10 protein-coding genes are annotated in these 17,940 nt (G+C 49.5%); 6 read left to right on the top strand and 4 right to left on the bottom strand.

From position 1 onward, the window contains the following. Positions 1–287 precede the first annotated feature (287 nt). Entirely contained in the window at positions 288–2,378 is a 2,091-nt protein-coding gene (locus D0A34_11070; GenBank protein ID UNU22247.1) for an elongation factor G, read from the top strand. Positions 2,379–2,679: 301 nt separating this feature from the next. Continuing rightward, positions 2,680–3,324 (top strand): Uma2 family endonuclease, encoded by a 645-nt coding sequence (locus tag D0A34_11065; protein UNU19338.1) that lies wholly within the window; start codon positions 2,680–2,682, stop codon positions 3,322–3,324. Between the two features lie 143 nt (positions 3,325–3,467). Here the strand turns inward: D0A34_11065 and murF are convergent, their stop codons facing one another. Beyond that, the gene (gene murF, locus D0A34_11060) at positions 3,468–4,850 is read right to left on the bottom strand and encodes a UDP-N-acetylmuramoyl-tripeptide--D-alanyl-D-alanine ligase (GenBank protein ID UNU19337.1); all 1,383 of its coding nucleotides are present in this window, start codon (positions 4,848–4,850) and stop codon (positions 3,468–3,470) included. A gap of 410 nt (positions 4,851–5,260) precedes the next feature. Here murF and D0A34_11055 point away from each other — a divergent pair, with 410 nt between their 5' ends. Continuing rightward, complete coding sequence (locus D0A34_11055; GenBank protein ID UNU19336.1) at positions 5,261–6,541, top strand: hypothetical protein; 1,281 nt, start codon at positions 5,261–5,263, stop codon at positions 6,539–6,541. 287 nt (positions 6,542–6,828) lie between these two features. Next, on the top strand, positions 6,829–7,161 hold the full coding sequence (locus D0A34_11050) for an RNA-binding protein (GenBank protein ID UNU19335.1): 333 nt from the start codon (positions 6,829–6,831) through the stop codon (positions 7,159–7,161). Between the two features lie 239 nt (positions 7,162–7,400). Here D0A34_11050 and clpS read toward each other — a convergent pair whose 3' ends face one another. Beyond that, positions 7,401–7,682, bottom strand: coding sequence for an ATP-dependent Clp protease adapter ClpS (gene clpS, locus D0A34_11045; GenBank protein ID UNU19334.1), 282 nt, complete (start codon positions 7,680–7,682; stop codon positions 7,401–7,403). A 287-nt stretch (positions 7,683–7,969) separates the two neighbouring features. Here clpS and D0A34_11040 point away from each other — a divergent pair, with 287 nt between their 5' ends. Further along, complete coding sequence (locus tag D0A34_11040; protein UNU19333.1) at positions 7,970–8,566, top strand: DUF3172 domain-containing protein; 597 nt, start codon at positions 7,970–7,972, stop codon at positions 8,564–8,566. A 192-nt stretch (positions 8,567–8,758) separates the two neighbouring features. Here D0A34_11040 and D0A34_11035 read toward each other — a convergent pair whose 3' ends face one another. Then, entirely contained in the window at positions 8,759–10,087 is a 1,329-nt protein-coding gene (locus D0A34_11035) for an AMIN domain-containing protein (protein ID UNU19332.1), read from the bottom strand. Positions 10,088–10,177: 90 nt separating this feature from the next. Here D0A34_11035 and D0A34_11030 point away from each other — a divergent pair, with 90 nt between their 5' ends. Continuing rightward, the gene (locus tag D0A34_11030; protein ID UNU19331.1) at positions 10,178–10,735 is read left to right on the top strand and encodes an NUDIX hydrolase; all 558 of its coding nucleotides are present in this window, start codon (positions 10,178–10,180) and stop codon (positions 10,733–10,735) included. A 47-nt stretch (positions 10,736–10,782) separates the two neighbouring features. Here the strand turns inward: D0A34_11030 and D0A34_11025 are convergent, their stop codons facing one another. Continuing rightward, positions 10,783–17,454 carry a DUF4347 domain-containing protein gene (locus tag D0A34_11025; protein UNU19330.1) on the bottom strand — a complete coding sequence of 2,224 codons (6,672 nt, stop codon included), beginning with the start codon at positions 17,452–17,454 and terminating at the stop codon, positions 10,783–10,785. Positions 17,455–17,940: the final 486 nt, after the last annotated feature.

Below are 17,940 nucleotides of genomic sequence, written 5' to 3'. Positions count from 1 at the left end.
ACGTCAAAAACACGAGTTTGTTAGAAACGAGTGCCTCAACCCAAACTACTTTAGGAGAGGATTTTGGCCTTAATCTACGCTATTTTTATGAGGAGCCAGGCTTGGGGTACTTATTCCACCAAGAATCCTTCGCAGGATTGACGAAGAAGTGTCAAAATTAAGATAGTTCTGCCAGAAACAGGGGAAAGGAAATCTAGCCTGTACTGGCGCCTAAGGCAACATTGATTCCTCGCTGGTTACGCTTGCAGGTGGTCGCCGACGGTTCGTCGCATTTAATCTCAACAGTAATTATGAAAGATCTCACTCGTTATCGAAATATCGGCATCTTCGCCCACGTAGATGCTGGCAAGACCACCACAACAGAAAGAATCCTGAAACTGACAGGTAAAATCCACAAAATTGGTGAAGTTCACGAAGGCGCGGCGACTACTGACTTCATGGAACAGGAGCAAGAGCGCGGTATTACGATTCAGTCCGCTGCTACCACGTGCTTCTGGAACGAGCATCAGCTCAACATCATCGATACTCCGGGACACGTCGATTTTACGATCGAGGTTTACCGTTCTTTGAAGGTTCTCGATGGTGGCATTGGTGTGTTCTGCGGTTCGGGTGGAGTTGAACCGCAATCTGAAACCAACTGGCGCTACGCTAACGATTCCAAAGTCGCTCGCGTCATCTACATCAATAAGCTCGATCGCACCGGTGCAGATTTTTACCGCGTTGTCAAGCAAGTCGATAAAATCCTTGGCGCTAAACCGATGGTGATGGTATTGCCGATCGGCATAGAAGAAAAGTTTTGCGGCGTAGTCGATTTGCTGACCCGCAAAGCCTGGATCTGGGATGATTCCGGCGATCCCATGAACTATCAAATTAAAGATGTCCCCGCCGATATGGTCGATGATGTCGAAAGTTGGCGCGAAAAGTTGATCGAACTGGCCGTCGAGCAAGACGACGCTGTGATGGAACAGTATCTCGAAGGCAACGAGCCGAGCCTCGAAGACCTCAAGCGCTGCATTCGCAAAGGTACTCGCGATCGGGCATTTTTCCCCACCTACTGCGGCTCATCGTTTAAAAACAAAGGCGTGCAGTTGGTTCTCGATGCCGTAGTTGACTACCTGCCAAACCCGATGGAAGTCACACCGCAGCCAGAAGTCGATCTCGAGGGCGAGGAAACCGGCGAGTTTGCCGTTGTCGATCCCAACAGGCCATTGCGGGCACTCGCGTTTAAGATCATGGACGATCGCTACGGTGCTCTAACATTCACGCGCCTGTACTCCGGTACTCTGTCCAAGGGCGACACCATACTCAATACCGCCACGGGCAAAACCGAGCGCGTCAGCCGTTTGGTGGAGATGCACGCCAACTCTCGCGAAGAAATTGAATCCGCGCAAGCAGGGGACATTGTGGCGATCGTCGGCATGAAAAACGTCCGCACCGGACACACCATCTGCGACCCCAAAAATCCCGCCACCCTAGAGCCGATGGTATTCCCCGATCCCGTTATTTCGATTTCGGTCAAACCGAAACAAAAAGGCGGCGAAGAAAAAATGGGAGCAGCCCTCACCAAGATGGTGCAAGAAGACCCATCTTTCCACATGGTGACGGATCAAGAAAGCGGCGAAACGATTCTCAAGGGGATGGGCGAGTTACACCTCGACATCAAAGTAGACATTCTCAAGCGCACCCACGGCATCGAAGTAGAAGTCGGCGAACCACAGGTAGCCTACCGCGAGTCGATTACCAAGCGCTTGGAAGACGAATACACCCACAAAAAGCAATCAGGTGGTTCCGGTCAATTTGCCAAAATCGGCTATGTGATCGAGCCTGGTGAGGTTGGAAGTGGCTTCCAGTTTGAGTCAAAAGTGACTGGTGGTAGCGTGCCGAGAGAATATTGGCCAGCCGTCGAAAAAGGCTTTGAAAGCTGCATCGACAAAGGCGTCTTGGCCGGATTCCCCTGCTTGGACTTGAAATTCACGCTTCTAGAAGGCGGTTTCCACCCCGTTGACTCGTCAGCAATGGCCTTTGAAATTGCTGCCAAAGCGGCCTATCGGCAGTCTCTGCCGAAAGCGGGGCCTCAGTTGCTCGAACCGATTATGAATGTCGATGTATTCACTCCAGATGATTACATGGGCGACGTGATCGGCGACCTCAACCGCCGCCGGGGGATGATGAAATCTCAGGAGACAGGACAAACAGGAGCACGGATCAAGGCAGATGTACCCTTGAGCGAAATGTTTGGTTACATTAGCGATTTGCGTACTATGACCTCTGGCCGCGGTCAGTTTTCCATGTCCTTCTCGCACTATGCTCCTTGTCCGAATAACATCGCTGAAGAAGTGATTAAGGCGGCAAAAGAGCGTCAAGCTGCCGCGAAGTAATGTATTGACTGCGACGAATTGATTTGTCGCAGTCAATCACCAACGTTAAAAACTAGGAAAATCTAGTTTTTAACGTTGGTCAATGGAAGTATCCCAATTTTCTTTTGGCAGGAGTGTTCGCTGTGAGAACGCGCTAGGGATATACAACCTAGCCAACGTCCGGCTCGCACTCCTCACAAATGCTTTTTACTCTCCAAAAGAGACGCTCCCTTCAAAAGTCTCTCTAAAAGGGCGATCGCGCATCAATCAATATAATGTTTCCTAATATACAATCAATAATTTAAAACCCAGGCAGGTAGCCATGACAGCCACCCTGATCCCGAGTCAAAGTAGCGGAATTCTGCTGAAAAACATTAGCTGGAAAACTTACGAATCCCTGGTGAATGAGTTAGCCGAACAAGGAGGAATTCGCCTGACTTACGATCGCGGAAATTTAGAAATTATGACTCCATCAGCACCCCACGAAAAGTACAAAAAAATCTTGGGACGTTTTGTAGAAAGCGTGAGTGATGAATTGAATGTTGAAATTTGCAGTTTGGGTTCTCTAACTTGCAGGCGGGAGGATTTGGCTCGCGGTTTGGAACCGGATCAGTGCTACTATATCGAAAATGAGGATGTGGTTTGGGATAAAGAACAAATCGATCTCAATCAAGATCCGCCCCCAGATTTAGTGGTGGAAATTGACGTGACTAGCAGTTCGATCGATCGACTTTCTTTATATGCAAGTTTAGGCGTACCGGAAGTTTGGCGCTACGACGGAAATCGTTTAATAATTTATCAGTTGGAAGCACAGGAATATAGAGAAAGAGATGTGTCTCCGACTTTTCCTTTTTTGTCGCAAGTTGAGATGCTGCGCTTTTTGGAATTGAGGAGGACTACAAAAGAAAATGCTTTAATTCGCTTGTTCCGGGAGTGGGTGAGGAGTCAAATTCAGTCAGGGGAGTGAAGCAGGGCGATCGCACTTGGGAAATCTTATCATATCGTCGTGTAAAACATAGGTTTGTAGCGAGGACTTCAGCCCGATAGAGTTTTATGAAGACTTTAGTCCTCACTACCAACTTAATTATAATTATTGACGCGGCTCTGATATTATTCGCCAGTTAAATCAGCGCGAAACTTCTCCACAACTCTATTTAACTCTACCGAATGAGAGGCCTTAAATAAAATACGATCGCCCGGTGTGACAAACTCCATTAAATGCCTTGCTAAATCTTCCCGGGAATTCTCCCTCGCAATATCTTCTACCTCCACAAAAGGCAGACCCGCCGCACCCGCAGCCATTGCCGCCGCTTCCTCAAAATCAGCAAAAACAAACAAAGCATCCAGATTCAACTCTCGCGCCGCCCTTCCCACTTGCCGGTGAAATTCGATCGCCCTATCGCCCAATTCCTTCATCGTTCCCAACACCGCAATCCGGCGCTTTCCTGCAGTATCTGCTAACAGTCTCAGCGCCGCCAACATCGACTCCAAACCAGCATTGTAAGTCTCATCCAGAATCACAATATCCTGCGGCAAATCGTAGCGGCGCGCCCGTCCATCCGGTAACTGCACAGACAAACCTTGCTTTAAAAGTTCCCAATCAATACCTAACACTTTTCCTACCGCCAAAGCAGCCAAATAATTTACAGCATTGTGGCGTCCCGGCAGTGGCAGCGGCAATTCCAGACCTTCTACAAGCATTGTATTATGATTCAGCAATTCCCCGCACAAATCCCCGCCTTCTAAACCGTAAGTTAAAGTTTTTCCCTGCCAAACTTTGGCTGCAGTTGCGATTAATCTGTCACCATCGTGATTGAGAATAGCAATGCTATCTGTAGGCATTTCGGCTAAAAGTTCGCATTTAGCTTGGGCGATTGCGTCTTCCGATCCCAATCGTCCAATATGCGCCGTTCCTACATTAGTAATTACCGCAACCGTAGGACGCGCAATTTGCGACAGCAGCGCAATTTCGCCACTCCCGCGCATTCCCATTTCAATTACAGCATAATTGTGTGCCGATGAAAGCTCCAACAAAGTTTTTGGTACTCCAATTTCATTGTTGTAGTTATATTGAGTTTTAAGAACATTTCCTCTCGTTGACAAAACCGCCGCAATTAACTCTTTAACAGTAGTTTTACCGACAGAACCAGTAACAGCAACTATAGGTATACTGAATTGGTCGCGCCACCAGCGGGCGATCGACTGATAAGCTTTTAAAGTATCGTCAACGCGCAACAGCGGAAAATTCGGCAATTCCTCTTGCCAATCTCGATCGACTATCGCCGCAATCGCCCCTAAATCCCGGGCTTTTGCCACAAATTGATGCCCGTCAAAATTATCTCCCCGCAGCGCCAAAAATATTTCCCCCCCCTCAAGAGTGCGCGTATCTGTGGCAATACCTGTCCCTAAAGCTGTCAAAACGCCCTCAGGCACAGCAGGCAAAGGTACAGTTAAAATTTCAGCAAGTCGGGCGATACTTACGCAACAAACCATATTACCAGCACTCACATTTCAAATAATTATTTTCACAGCTAATCTTACCTTGCCCGACCTCAAATTTAACTGACAGGGTGCTGCTGACCAGAATAGACCTTGACAATCCTAATACTAAATCGTTAGCCAGCCAAGAAATTATCCCGTACCTACCCACAATCTTTACCAATACTTTACAAAGTCAATGGTGATTTAAGGCCTTGCTAATTACCAACAATTCATGTCATGCTGGTATTGGTAAATAGTTTAACTAAGCAAAAAATATCGATCGGCTTAAGCTGCTGACAGCTTCTACCCCTAAGCTTCATCCGGCGAGAAGCTTGGTTGACTCAATTGTTGCGCTTCATAGGCCCATTTATCCAGCTAATAGCGCTGAAAGCTACTGCCCCAGCCTCGGAGGGTTAACCACAGTGAACGACTACAATAGACAGAGTTACGAAGAAGAACAGCTACTTTACAAGCACTGGCTGGAGTTGGTACAGCGAGAGCAGCCGGCTGAACTCATCAGTCGCTTTCGCACTTTGTTTATCCAGGGTACCGGATATCCCGATCGCTCCGTCGCCGACGCGCTCGAAAAAATAGCACGCTCAGAACACGCTGAACAAGAATTCAAATACATCCTCAACCGCTGCTGCCACATCCTGATCAACCGCTGGCAAACTTACCCGAGCAAGCAAGCCGCCATCCCTGAATTGATCGCTGTGTTTGAAGAAGCGCCCAAAATATTATTTGGATACAATCGATCGGGGGGGCGAGGCTCCATCCCTAAATTAGTAAATCAATTTATCGAAAGCGAACAGTACCTCACCCTCCAACGCTTAGCCAAAGTCATAACTCACAGCAATGAAGATAGCAGCAACAGCAAAAGCCCTGCTAGCCTTGCCCTCGGAACCTTAATTCCCCGTTACCCTTACCTCTACAAACACTGCCTCCTCAGCGACGACAGCACCTACGAACAGCAAAAAATCATTAAAAAAATCCAAGCTCAAAAGCAGCAGCAATTTGAGATCAATCTCTCACAATACGTGGCTCACCAAGTGAGAAAAGCCCAGATAGCGCGTCGGGAAACCTCCATTTCCTTCGGCCGAAATATACAAGTTATAAAAAATCCGACCCTGTTGACCGACCCGGAACTATTCTTTGCCCTCAAGCAATTTGTCGGAAAAGTAGAAGGAGCCGATACCTACAGACAGCTAGCGGGCCGTTTCACGGCGAACGCCAGCACAAATCAGTCCTACCGCTCCTTTAAAGACGACTTGTACGAATACCTGATTTCTTCTGTCACCGATGACCGCTACGGTAAACGTCTCTTTAACGAAAAATTGTATAAGCAACTACAAAATACCCTGCCCCACAGCGATGATCAGAACTTTAATGAATTTTTAATGATCAGAACTTGCAGCCAGTTATTGAACTTTTTAGTAGTAGAGAGTCCTGTGCGACCCAACCACTTTGTCTTCATCGACCTGATCTCAAACCTCGGGCCGACCCAAACCACTGGTTTGCTGCTGAAAATCGTACTCATTTGCGGCAAAGTCAAGCCCTATCTAGAAAAGCGGCTGGCAATTTTGTTCGGTCACTACGAATGCAGTACCCGAGAAGGCGTGGTGTGGTTAGTCAAAGCCCTGGAAAACGTAAACCTAGCTTTGAGTACCAACTTTGGCAAGGTGGATGTATCTTTCCTGCGGTGAGAGCGCGCGCCACAACTTTCTCTGCTTCCACTGCAGCCAAAACATTACACCGATAAACCAGGTTTATGAATACCCTAAAAGTTTTACGTTTAATTAGAACGACTTAATTAACTGCTGAAACCTACTCAAAAGACGCTATTCTATGTTAAAGTACCAAGTGTGAATCAGATTCAGTTGCAGGCTTTGTTCATTGCTACAGAATTGTCTAAAAACTTGCCCTTCTGTATCGGCAGGGGACTCTCCGAAACTGAAATCTTCGCACTGTCTAAATTTTGGAGTTATTCCTCATGTCGATATACGTCGGTAACTTATCCTACCAAGTTACCCAAGAAGACATCACCACCGTCTTCGCCGAATACGGAACCGTTAAGCGAGTACATCTACCTACCGACAGAGAAACCAGTCGCCCCCGCGGCTTTGGTTTTGTAGAAATGTCCACAGATGCAGAAGAAGATGCAGCCATTAGTGCTCTCGACGGAGCAGAGTGGATGGGTCGCGACCTCAAAGTTAACAAAGCTAAGCCGCGCGAAGATGAAGGCGGCCGGGGTGGCGGCAACCGGGGCGGCGGCGGCCCTGGAAAATTTGCTCGCGGAGGAGGAGGCGGAGGAGGACGTTATTAATTTCCTCTTTAGTTTCCTGGGATAAAGATTTGAGATTGGAGAGTTGAAATTGGCGATCGAGCTCACCTAGCTCCGAACCACTTCCGGCCGTTCCGAAAAACCTATGCTCTTCAAATTTTCATATCTACCGGATTAAATATACCAAAAAGCCAAGGGCCCAACCCTTGGCTTTTTGGTATGAGGGTTGACGGTATGAGTCGGAAATCGGCTGGGCGAATCCCTTGCAGTACCGTCAGATTCTAATCGTCAGGTTCGATGCTGCTGCTCAACCCGTGATTATTGAGCGTTTCAGCGTAAAACTCAGCGTGTTCGAGAGCGCAAACAATCACCAATCCCATCCCGTTAGTATGGGCTTCCATCATCACATTTACCGCCTGTGGCTGAGTCAGACTCGGTACCGTCGCCATCAAAGTCTGCACCACGTACTCCATAGGATTGAAATCATCATTGTGCAGCAGAACGCGGTAGCGCGGTGCAAGCTTGCGGACTGTGGAAGCCTTTTGAATAATTTCGACAGACACTAATCTATACCTCCTGACTTGTAAAATGTTAAAATTTGTTAACAGTCTTGAGCCGGATTCCTCCGCTGTGCAAGAGTATGTCACTTTCAGCTATTTTATTGAAATCTGAAAATTCAGACAAGGCAGCCCCTTGGTTGATCGCGAGTTGTGAACCCAACACCAAACCCAGACGGGGTGTCCTGGGCCTGTAGCAACCACCTTCCTAGCGCCATAATATTAGAAAGGCGAGATCGGTTAAAAATAACAAACTACTACCTGTTGAGTCTCCAGAACTGAGGGAACCTTATATGAAACGCAAACCTAAATCCTACAACGACGACAGATTCAGCGGCGACCCCTCCCGGGGAGATGAAGACTCCGGCTCATTTGGCGGACAGTCGTGGCGTCAACCTCAGTCCGGTAAACCCTCTTTCCTCAATTCCGCCACCCTAGGGATTTTAACAGCCGTCTTTATTCTGGGAATTGGGATTGGCATTGCCTTTAGCTCTACAGCTACAATTAGCCCTGAGAACGTAGCCTCCCGTGAATTTATCGATCGCAGCGCCCCGAACCCAGAACTTTGCGTGCAGTTTGGAGCAAGCGCCATGGTGACAGATATGCGCCTCTATGTCACCCTCAACCCCTTCAACGTCTACATCTCGCAGCCGAGTATGCGCCCCGGATGTGTCCTGCGAACCAATAACTGGGCAATTCTGGAACAAAGAAAACTCATCAGCCAAAACCAAGTGCGAGAGTGCAAAAATCGCATGAACACCTTTGGCTTCACCGGCCCCCTGGAAGCTCAACCCGAAATTAACTGTATCTACCAAAACGACGGCGCTAAAAACCTGTTCCTCAACCAACCGGGTTCGATAGCTCCAACCACTGAAGGTCAAAATTTCTAAATCCCCGATATAGCGGTTTTCACTTGAGTCAATTACAGATAGGGGGTAGGACTTAGGCTTTGCCTAAGTCCTTAGTTTATTTCATAGAAGGGAAAAGTGCTCTCAGTAAATTTTGAACAAAGAGGTTCGATGGAAGACTTCCTTCTTCCCTCGAACGTCTTCGTTCTTCCTTGTCCCCTCTTCCTTCTTGCTTCAAAAACTGAACTGGGGGAAATCTTCCGTTAACTGAACTTGCAAAATTTGACCGGGTTGAATCGTAGCAGGTTGAGGGGCTGCCACGTAAGTTGTAGCAACACCACCGGCTGCTCCAACCAACAAACCGATGCCGGAAAAGCCGCTCAGCAAGAACAAAGCTAAGCCACCAATACCAGTATTTCGCAACAAACTGCGATCGGAAGGCTGAGCTCGTCGGCCTCCCACGGGTTCCGAGCGAGCCAACAGAGGAATATTGCGACCGTTGAGACTAATAGCTTCCACCACAAATCTACTGCCGAGGTTGGTTGTTTCAAACCGACCGATGACTGGCGTATTAGCAGGTATGATCGTATTACCGCGACTGTCCAGAATTCCCCCTTGCAGCAGCAGCACTTCCTCCCGGCTGGGCTTCGCTTGCAGCCGCAAAGCCCGATCGCCCGGGTATAGCAAACTTAGCTCCGTGCCCGCCGGCAACAAGACATTTGCCTCAGCCGCAGCCTGCAAAGCAGCATTTGATCCGCCGCGAGGAAGTGGTTCACCAAAGGTAAGCGTCCGCTGTTGGGTTGCAGCAGCAGCCGTTATTTGACGCTCTAGGCGGGGTACTGCTGCCGCTTGTACCCCACGGCGTTCGTCAAGGCGAACATTGACTAAAGGCACTGTTATCGGCCGTATTTGGTCATTTGGAGTTGGCGGCGGCGAAAAACTTGTAGCGGGATTCGGGGAAGTAGGAGATTCAGCTCGATCGACCTCTGTGGCAGCAGTTGAGTTGGAATCTGTCGGCGGCTGGTTTTGCGGTACTTGTATTGCAGGCTGGGGTTGAGTTTGGGGAGTTTCCATACTTGCAGTCGGTTCGATCGAAGGGCGTAACACCCAGCGATTTTCTACCCCACTTCTTTGGAATTGAACTTTCCCTGCGCTAAAACCGACTCCCGGAGCCAAATTGACCAAAATTCTCGCCGTTCCCGGCCGCAGTTGGCTCACTCCCACAGAACGCACTCTGCCTTGTGGGTATAGCTGAGTTGCATCTACTCCGATCTCAGTATTGGGCAAATCCACAGCAATCTGACTGGGATTTAGTAGAGAATACTTGGGGGTTGTTCCCTCCGGGAGAGTAATTTCTAGCTGATTCGTCGCCGGATCGAATTGCCAACTTGTGACTGTAGAAGCATTTGCTGGTTGTTGTGCTGCAGGCACTGCTGCAACTGCGGCGACGACTGCTAGACTCAGACTCAGTGACTCGATCGCCAACAATCGGGGTGCTAGAAAATTCACAGTCCATTTTGGTAAGTCTTCCCCAAATCTGGTGAGTAATTTTTTGTATGGCATGGTGGCTGGGTGAAATTTTTGATCTGAAATAGATTATGGATGGGAAAATTGTGCCTTCGGATGACGCTGAAAGTTTAGCATTATGGCGATATGAAAAATTTAACTAAATGGAAAATATTGCGATCGCGCTTCGTTCTTAACAACAAGTGGTGTCAGGTTAGACAAGATGAAATAGAATTGCCAAGCGGACAAATTATAGACGACTTTTTTGTTAATGTCCGACCCAATATCGCCCTAGTATTTGCCACGACAGAGCAGCAAGAACTTGTATTAGTGCGCCAATACAGGCACGGAGTAGGCGAAATTTTGCTGGAACTGCCTGCTGGATCTTTCAACCCTGCTGAAGAGAGCGGGAAATCGGCAGCAGCCAGAGAACTTGCCGAAGAAACGGGATATGTTGCTGAAGAAATTTTGGAACTAGCAACCTTATATGATAACCCTGTAAAAGACACCAATTCTATCTACCTATATTTTGCTAAAAATGTCAAGCTTGCCACCAAAATACAATTAGATATTACAGAAGATATTGAAGTAGTTTTAGTCCCCATAGCTGAAGTTATGGTGAAAATAAAAAACCGAGAAATTTGTGTAGCAGGAAGCATCGCAGCTATTTTTTTAGGATTAGGATTTTTGAATAAACAGCGGTAAGGTGCTGTGTGAATGGAACCTTACACGCTGTTTATTGCGATTTGGTCTTAAGGAGAAAGAGTCAGAAAATCCCGAGAAGTCAGAGAATTATCAGCGCCAAAAACCTGAGCCAAAACCTGGCCAGTCTCCGCAACTTGCAGCAGTGTGGCATTCGCCGTAAAGTTAATTTGCAAAGCCTCAAAACTCAAGCCACCAGCCAGGAAAAACTTATCAGTTCCTACAGAAAAATTGAGCACAGTATCGATACCGCTATTAGCGCTTAACACAAACTGATCATTCCCATTACCTCCAATCAAAGTATCATCTCCCCCATCACCAAACAGCCAGTCATCCCCAACACCCCCATTGAGAATATCGCTATCTTTCCCTCCGTAAATAGTGTCATTACCATCATCACCGTTGATAGTATCTTGACCTTCATTGCCATATAACAGGTCATCGCCACTACCACCGTTAATACAGTCTTGCTGACCGTCTTCACCCACAGCGCCTCGCAGATTTTCCCCGCGATCGCCACTAATGGTATCGTTACCCTGATCACCGCACAAAATATCGCTGCCATCATCGCCGTAGATCAAGTCATCGCCAGCATCTCCCTGTACTACATCGTCATCCTTGCCTCCACGAAGGGTATCGTTAGCCAAACCCCCACTCAAAGAGTCGGAACTCTCACCCGCATTGAGGAAATCATTTCCATCTCCTCCAAATAGCAAGTCGCGGCCATCAACATCGGAGACTAACTGGTTTTGCAAGCCGCCATAAAGCGAGTCGTCTCCCTCATCGCCGACAATGGTATCGGAACCGAGTTCGCCCCAAATCCTGTCATTATCTTTGCCGCCGTAAACTAAGTCGTTACCTTTGCCGCCAAAAATGCTGTCGTTACCGCTGCCGCCACCGATGATATCGCCGGTGTCGTTACCAAAAATTAAGTCGGCTTCTTCGGTGGCAATTGTGCTGGCTTGTTGAGTGCCGTAGTCACCGAGTATGGTGTCGGAACCTTGATTGCCGTAGAGAGTATCCGAGTCAGTTTCGCCGAAAAGGCGATCGCCCCCTTTGCCTGCAAACACCCAATCCCCTCCGTTGCCGCCCAGCAAGGTGTCGTCTTGTTCTTGGCTGTTAAGTACGTCGTTGCCATCACCTCCCAATAGCAAATCGAAGCCGTCGGGGTCACTGTCTAGGGAGTTGAGTACGCCACCAAACAAAGAGTCGTCTCCGTTGTCGCCGGAAAGGGTGTCCGGGCCTTTGTCACCCCAGATCGAGTCGTTGTCGATGCCACCATAGGCGCTGTCAGGGCCTTTGCCGGAGTAAACGGTGTCGCTGCCTTGAGTGCCTGCAATGGCGTCGCTTGAAGACCCGCCGAAAATCAGGTCACTGTCGTTGTCGGTCAAGTCGATGTTGTTGCCGTTGTCGCCGACTATGGTGTCGGAACCACGATCACCGTACAATGTGTCTCCATTGCGATCACCAAAAACGCGATCGTCTTGTTTGCCGGAGAACACTACATCGTTGTCTTTGCCACCGTAAACGATGTCGTTGGCCTTACCTGCTGCGATGAAGTCTTGCTGTTGGTCGGCGTAAACGATATCGCTGCCTGCTTCACCTAACACTGTGTCGTCGTCCTCAAATGAGAGAAACAGTTGGTTAGCTTCGTTTCCTGTTAAGGAATCGTTTCCGAGAGTGCCTAGTATCGTGTTTTGGATGTCGATGAGTTGTGCGGCGTTGGAGTCGAAGTTGAGTATTTGCTCTGGCTGGGGTTGGATAAATGTGATGTTCGGGGGCCCTTTCAAGGGGTCGCAACCGCAACTGGTATCCGGTTCGGGCACAGGGTCGAATATAGGGGTTGGTTCGGGCGCGGGCGTTGGTTCCGGCGCTTGTGTTGGTGTTAGTTCCGGGGCGGGCGCGGGTGTTGGTGTTGGAGTTGCAGTTGGTGTTGGTGTTGGTTCCGCTGCAGTTGGTGTTGGTGTTGGTGTTGGTTCCGGTGCAGTTGGTGTTGGTGGTGTTGGCGCGGGCGCGGGTGTTGGTGTTGGTTCCGGTGCAGTTGGTGTTGGTGTTGGCGCAGGCGCGGGTGTTGGTGTTGGTTCCGGTGCAGTTGGTGTTGGTGTTGGCGCAGGCGCGGGTGTCGGCGTCGGTACAGGTGCGGGTGTTGGTGTTGGCGCGGGCGCGGGTGTTGGTGTTGGTGCGGGCGCCGGAATGGCAGTTAAAGTAGCGCTGGCGGGGCTGGTAGCCCCCTGGTTGTCTGTAGCGCTGTAGGTAAAATTTGCGGTGGTAAAGTTGGCTGTCGATTGGAAAAATAATTGGTTAATGTCAGCAGGTGTCAGAATTTGACCAGCGGTGACAATCGTGCCACCAGTATCGGGATTGCCTAAAAATATCAGCCCTTCATTGGCTGGGGGGACGGTATTGATGGTGAAGGATGCGATCGACCCGTCGGGGTCGGTTCCTCCAAGTCCTGCGATCGCCACAGTGCTGCTGGGCGCAATATCAAGAGTGACTGGGGCTGCTTCTGGCGGTAGGTTTGGCAATGGCGGCAGCGCGGATACAGTAGCGCTGGCGGGGCTGATAGCGCCCTGGTTGTCTGTAGCGCTGTAGGTAAAATTTGCGGTGGTAAAGTTGGCTGTCGATTGGAAAAATAATTGGTTAATGTCAGCAGGTGCCAGAATTTGACCAGCGGTGACAATCGTGCCGCCCGTCTCGGGATTGCCTAAAAATATCAGCCCTTCATTGGCTGGTGGGACGGTATTGATGGTGAAGGATGCGATCGACCCGTCGGGGTCGGTTCCTCCGAGTCCTGCGATCGCCACAGTGCTGCTGGGGGCGATCTCGACGTTGACGTTATTAGCTATGGGTGGTTGGTTTGGCAATGGCGGCAGCGCGGATACAGTAGCGCTGGCGGGGCTGGTAGCGCCCTGGTTGTCTGTAACGCTGTAGGTGAAATTTGCGCTGCTAAAGTTGGCTGTCGATTGGAAAAATAATTGGTTAATGTCAGCAGGTGTCAGAATTTGACCAGCGGTGACAATAGTGCCGCCCGTATCAGGATTGCCTAAAAATATCAGCCCTTCATTGGCGGGTGGGACGGTGTTGATGGTGAAGGATGCGATCGACCCGTCGGGGTCGGTTCCTCCAAGTCCTGCGATCGCCACAGCGCTGCTGGGGGCGATTTCGAGGTTGACGTTGTTAGCTATCGGCGGTTGGTTGGCGGGAGTCGGAGTCGGTGCGGGAGTCGGAGTCGCGGCAGAGTCGATGCTGGTGGTAACAGTTGCGCCGGGCTCGCTGCCGTTATTGTTGCCGGGATTCGGGTCATTCGTGTTTGAGGTACTTCTTGCTGTGTTGCTGACAGTGCCGGTCGCCGGGGCTGGGAATCTGACAGTCCGGCTGAGGGTCACGCCGTCAGCTAAGCTGGCAATGGGCGGAAAGCTGACAATGCCTGTGGCTGGGTCGTAAATACCGCCGTTGGATGCTGTAACGCCCGTTAAACCGGGAACGATGCTGTCTGTAAGGGTGATGTTGGTGGCGGTATTAGGCCCTCTGTTTTCGGTGAGAATTGTGTAGGTGACAGTCGATCCGGCTGCTGCAGTAGCGGGCCCGCTTTTGAGCGTCACTACATCAGCACTCTCGGTAATCGTGGTGGTGACTCGTGCTTCGGGGCTGCTGCCGTTGTTGTTCGCAGGATTCGGGTCTGGGCTCGTTGAGGTGCTGTTAGCAGTGTTGGCGACGGTGCCACCGGTGGCGGGAAGTGGAAAACTGACGGTTCTGTTGGTGCTGGCTGCGCTGGCTAGGGATGCGATCGGCGTCCAAGTCACAATACCTGTAGTTTCGTTGTAAGTGCCGCCCTCCGAGACGCTGACTCCTGTTAAGCCAGGAACAATGCTATCGGTGATCGCCACATTGGCTGCCGGACTCGGCCCACTGTTGGTTGCCGTAATTGTGTAGGTGACAGTCGATCCGGCTGCTGCAGTACCGGGCCCGCTTTTGACCGTCACTACATCGGCGCTATCGGTGATCGTGGTGGTGACTCTTGCTGACGGGCTGCTGCCATTGTTGTTGTCGAGATTGGGGTCTGGGCTCGTTGAGGTGCTGCTAGCAGTGTTGGCGATGGGGCCGCCGGTCGCGGGAAGTGGAAAACTGACGGTTCTGTTGGTACTGGCTGCGCTGGCTAGGGATGCGATCGGCGTCCAAGTCACAATACCTGTAGTTTCGTTGTAAGTGCCGCCCTCCGAGACGCTGACTCCTGTTAAGCCAGGAACAATGCTATCGGTGATCGCCACATTGGCTGCCGGACTCGGCCCACTGTTGGTTGCCGTAATTGTGTAGGTGACAGTCGATCCGGCTGCTGCAGTACCGGGCCCGCTTTTGACCGTCACTACATCGGCGCTATCGGTGATCGTGGTGGTGACTCTTGCTGACGGGCTGCTGCCATTGTTGTTGTCGAGATTGGGGTCGGGGCTCGTTGAGGTGCTGCTAGCAGTGTTGGCGATGGGGCCGCCGGTCGCGGGAAGTGGAAAACTGACGGTTCTGTTGGTACTGGCTGCGCTGGCTAGGGATGCGATCGGCGTCCAAGTCACAATACCTGTAGTTTCGTTGTAAGTGCCGCCCTCCGAGACGCTGACTCCTGTTAAACCCGGAACAATGCTGTCGGTGATCGCCACATTGGCTGCCGGACTCGGCCCACTGTTGGTTGCCGTAATTGTGTAGGTGACAGTCGATCCGGCTGCTGCAGTACCGGGCCCGCTTTTGACCGTCACTACATCGGCAATATCGTTCGTAATAGTGGTCGTGACTCGCGCCTCCGGGCTGCTGCCGCTGTTGTTACCGGGTACGGCATCGATCGTACTGCTGCTGCTGAATACACTGTTGGTAATAGGGCCAAGTGTAGTTGGGGTCGTAACAGTTACGGTGCGCGTGGTGGTAGCCCCAACAGGTAAATTCGGAATAGTGGGCCAGGTGACCAGTCTGGTTGTCGGGTTGAAAATGCCGCCGCCCTCGGCACTACTCAATACTGCCCCGACGGGCAATCTATCTTCAATCACCACGTTTTCGGCGTCGTTCGGGCCGTTATTTACTGTCGTAATTGTGTAAGTAATGGGGCTACCCGGTGCCGCTGCGGCCGGGCCTGTTTTCCTTGAGGCAACATCTGCTGTAGTAACGGGCACGTCTATAGTTTGGATAGACAAAGTGCGAACGTCGTGAATATTTGTAGCGTCTCCCGTTGAACCAGCAAAACCAAATTTGAATGTTGCCGGGATTTGCCCGTTTATCGACACTAAATTGGCAATGTCGATAATAGTCTCACCCGGATCTGTAAACGAACCATTATTGTTGAGATCAAAGTTAACAGTGAGACGGTTTGGCGTTGCAGAATTGGGGGGTTGCAAAATAATTTGAACTCTTCTTCGGGCTGTTTCGCGAGTGGTAGTAATGGCGTTGATCGGCCCGTTTGGAGGCAGAGGATTTACGGTATCGGGAATATTATCTATTCCCTGCGGCACAAAGGTAGAAGTTAAAAATTTATATTGCGTAACTTCGCTACCTCGAAGTGTTACCGAATCAGCTCTACGAGCCACCCCAATTCCGCCTACACGCCCTTGAGTTGTAGTTGAGAAATTTCCAAATTCATCCAATCCAATTCCTAAATAACCTCCCCGTAAACCGGACTGATTTGTATCTGTATTTTGGGCGTAGCCGAGAGACCCTCCATAGCCTCCAGCTACTGTTGGGGTCACAGTACCGTCAATTAAAAAGAAACTTATGCCGTCCCCTGTCCGCCCTGCTAAATTCGGACGTGCAGTGCCGTTGTAGGCAAATATATCGAAGACAATGTTAAGACCGCTGTTGACTGGAACCTGACTGTTATAGATAACAAAAGTAGATTGGTCAAAACTTCTTGAAGTTAATCTCAACGCCCCGCTGCCGGCAGGGTCTACGTTCAAACCCGGAAAACTCTCCGTTCCGGTTCCTGCTGTTAAAGCTGGAGCGTCTGACGTGCCAGTAACCCCAGAGATCCAAGGCCCGATTAGACGTGCGTCTTGAAAACTTTCGTCCACTAAACTAATGAGGACAGCGCTGTAAGTTTCCTGGGTTTTTGTTTCAAAGGCTATTGCGGTTTTTACTCGTCCTGCTGTAACATTTAATTGCCAGTTTCCTCCTAATTTTGCACTGCCAATTAGATGGTTGGAAGCCGCTATATGTGCGCCTGTTAATTTTCTCAGCTTCCGCACAAAAGCAACCCCGGATTTTCCAGCCCCAACCTTACACGCTAATATTAAAATATCGGCTTTTTCCGTGAAGGCATTGCGCCACTGTTGCAAATGCCGATCGTACTTTTGCAAGTTTTCATCCTTCAGTACAGTTGACCCCAGTTGCACGGAAGCTTCATTGCCGTGAGCAACTATCTGAAGGCTGGCAATTAAGCTGCGTTTAGCTAGAATCTCGGTAATTTGTTCTACTCCGTCCAGAGTTGGATCAAGGACAATTATCTCTGTCCCCGGTTTGACTCCGCTGGCAAGATGCTGATAATTCTCTACCCTCGGGTCGATGCACACTAAATGTTTTTCATGTTTAGTCTTGACGCCCGGACTCGTTTTTGTTAAACAGGAAATATATATCGCCCGATCACTGACTAACGGCGCCCCCATAAAAGAAGCTTTTATGCAGTCGGTGTCGCGGCGATCGCAACTTGATTTGTGAATTGGTGAAGAGTAGTTGCACCATAAACTTTTCATGAGTTAGATAGCTCCTGGATTTGTTAATTGTCAATCTTCAGTGGTAGATATTATTGTTAATTGCTAATGGGAAATTTCTAATTGCTAATTTCTCGACTTCGCATACTTAACAAGTTCTATTTACTTCGATTTTTTTTTGAGCGACATCTTCCCAAAGTAGCAGTTCGCTGTATTTACCTGGAAAATCAAGGGTTTTTTAGCCAATTCAGACGTGGCGTTCAATTATTTTACGATAAAAAAAACAACCACTATGTACGAAAATAAACCGTGTAATTAGATATTTTTTACCTAAAAGCAGTTGACAAGCGTTCGTATTTGTAGTAAATGTGGCTTAATTTATCTGACTTTTATTAAGACTTGAGTCCTTATCAAAAACCAATTTTAGGGGGGTCAATCCGCGGAATTTCAGATAATCTATATTTCACTCAAAAAATGGTTATAAATTTTGTAGTCATCAACTTCGTTTTTTAGCTTTTATCAAAGATG

The organism is Microcoleus vaginatus PCC 9802 (assembly GCA_022701275.1).
GTDB classification, from domain to species: domain Bacteria; phylum Cyanobacteriota; class Cyanobacteriia; order Cyanobacteriales; family Microcoleaceae; genus Microcoleus; species Microcoleus vaginatus_A.
Note: the sequence above shows the minus strand (reverse complement) of the source record. Positions and strands in the feature narration are given on the sequence as shown.

Excerpts from the sequence above, each read along its gene's own strand:
- murF (UNU19337.1), bottom strand. The coding sequence starts at position 4,850 with ATGGTTTGTTGCGTAAGTATCGCCCGACTTGCTGAAATTTTAACTGTA.
- D0A34_11035 (UNU19332.1), bottom strand. The coding sequence starts at position 10,087 with ATGCCATACAAAAAATTACTCACCAGATTTGGGGAAGACTTACCAAAA.
- D0A34_11065 (UNU19338.1), top strand. The coding sequence starts at position 2,680 with ATGACAGCCACCCTGATCCCGAGTCAAAGTAGCGGAATTCTGCTGAAA.
- D0A34_11030 (UNU19331.1), top strand. The coding sequence starts at position 10,178 with ATGAAAAATTTAACTAAATGGAAAATATTGCGATCGCGCTTCGTTCTT.
- D0A34_11025 (UNU19330.1), bottom strand. The coding sequence starts at position 17,454 with ATGAAAAGTTTATGGTGCAACTACTCTTCACCAATTCACAAATCAAGT.
- D0A34_11050 (UNU19335.1), top strand. The coding sequence starts at position 6,829 with ATGTCGATATACGTCGGTAACTTATCCTACCAAGTTACCCAAGAAGAC.
- D0A34_11040 (UNU19333.1), top strand. The coding sequence starts at position 7,970 with ATGAAACGCAAACCTAAATCCTACAACGACGACAGATTCAGCGGCGAC.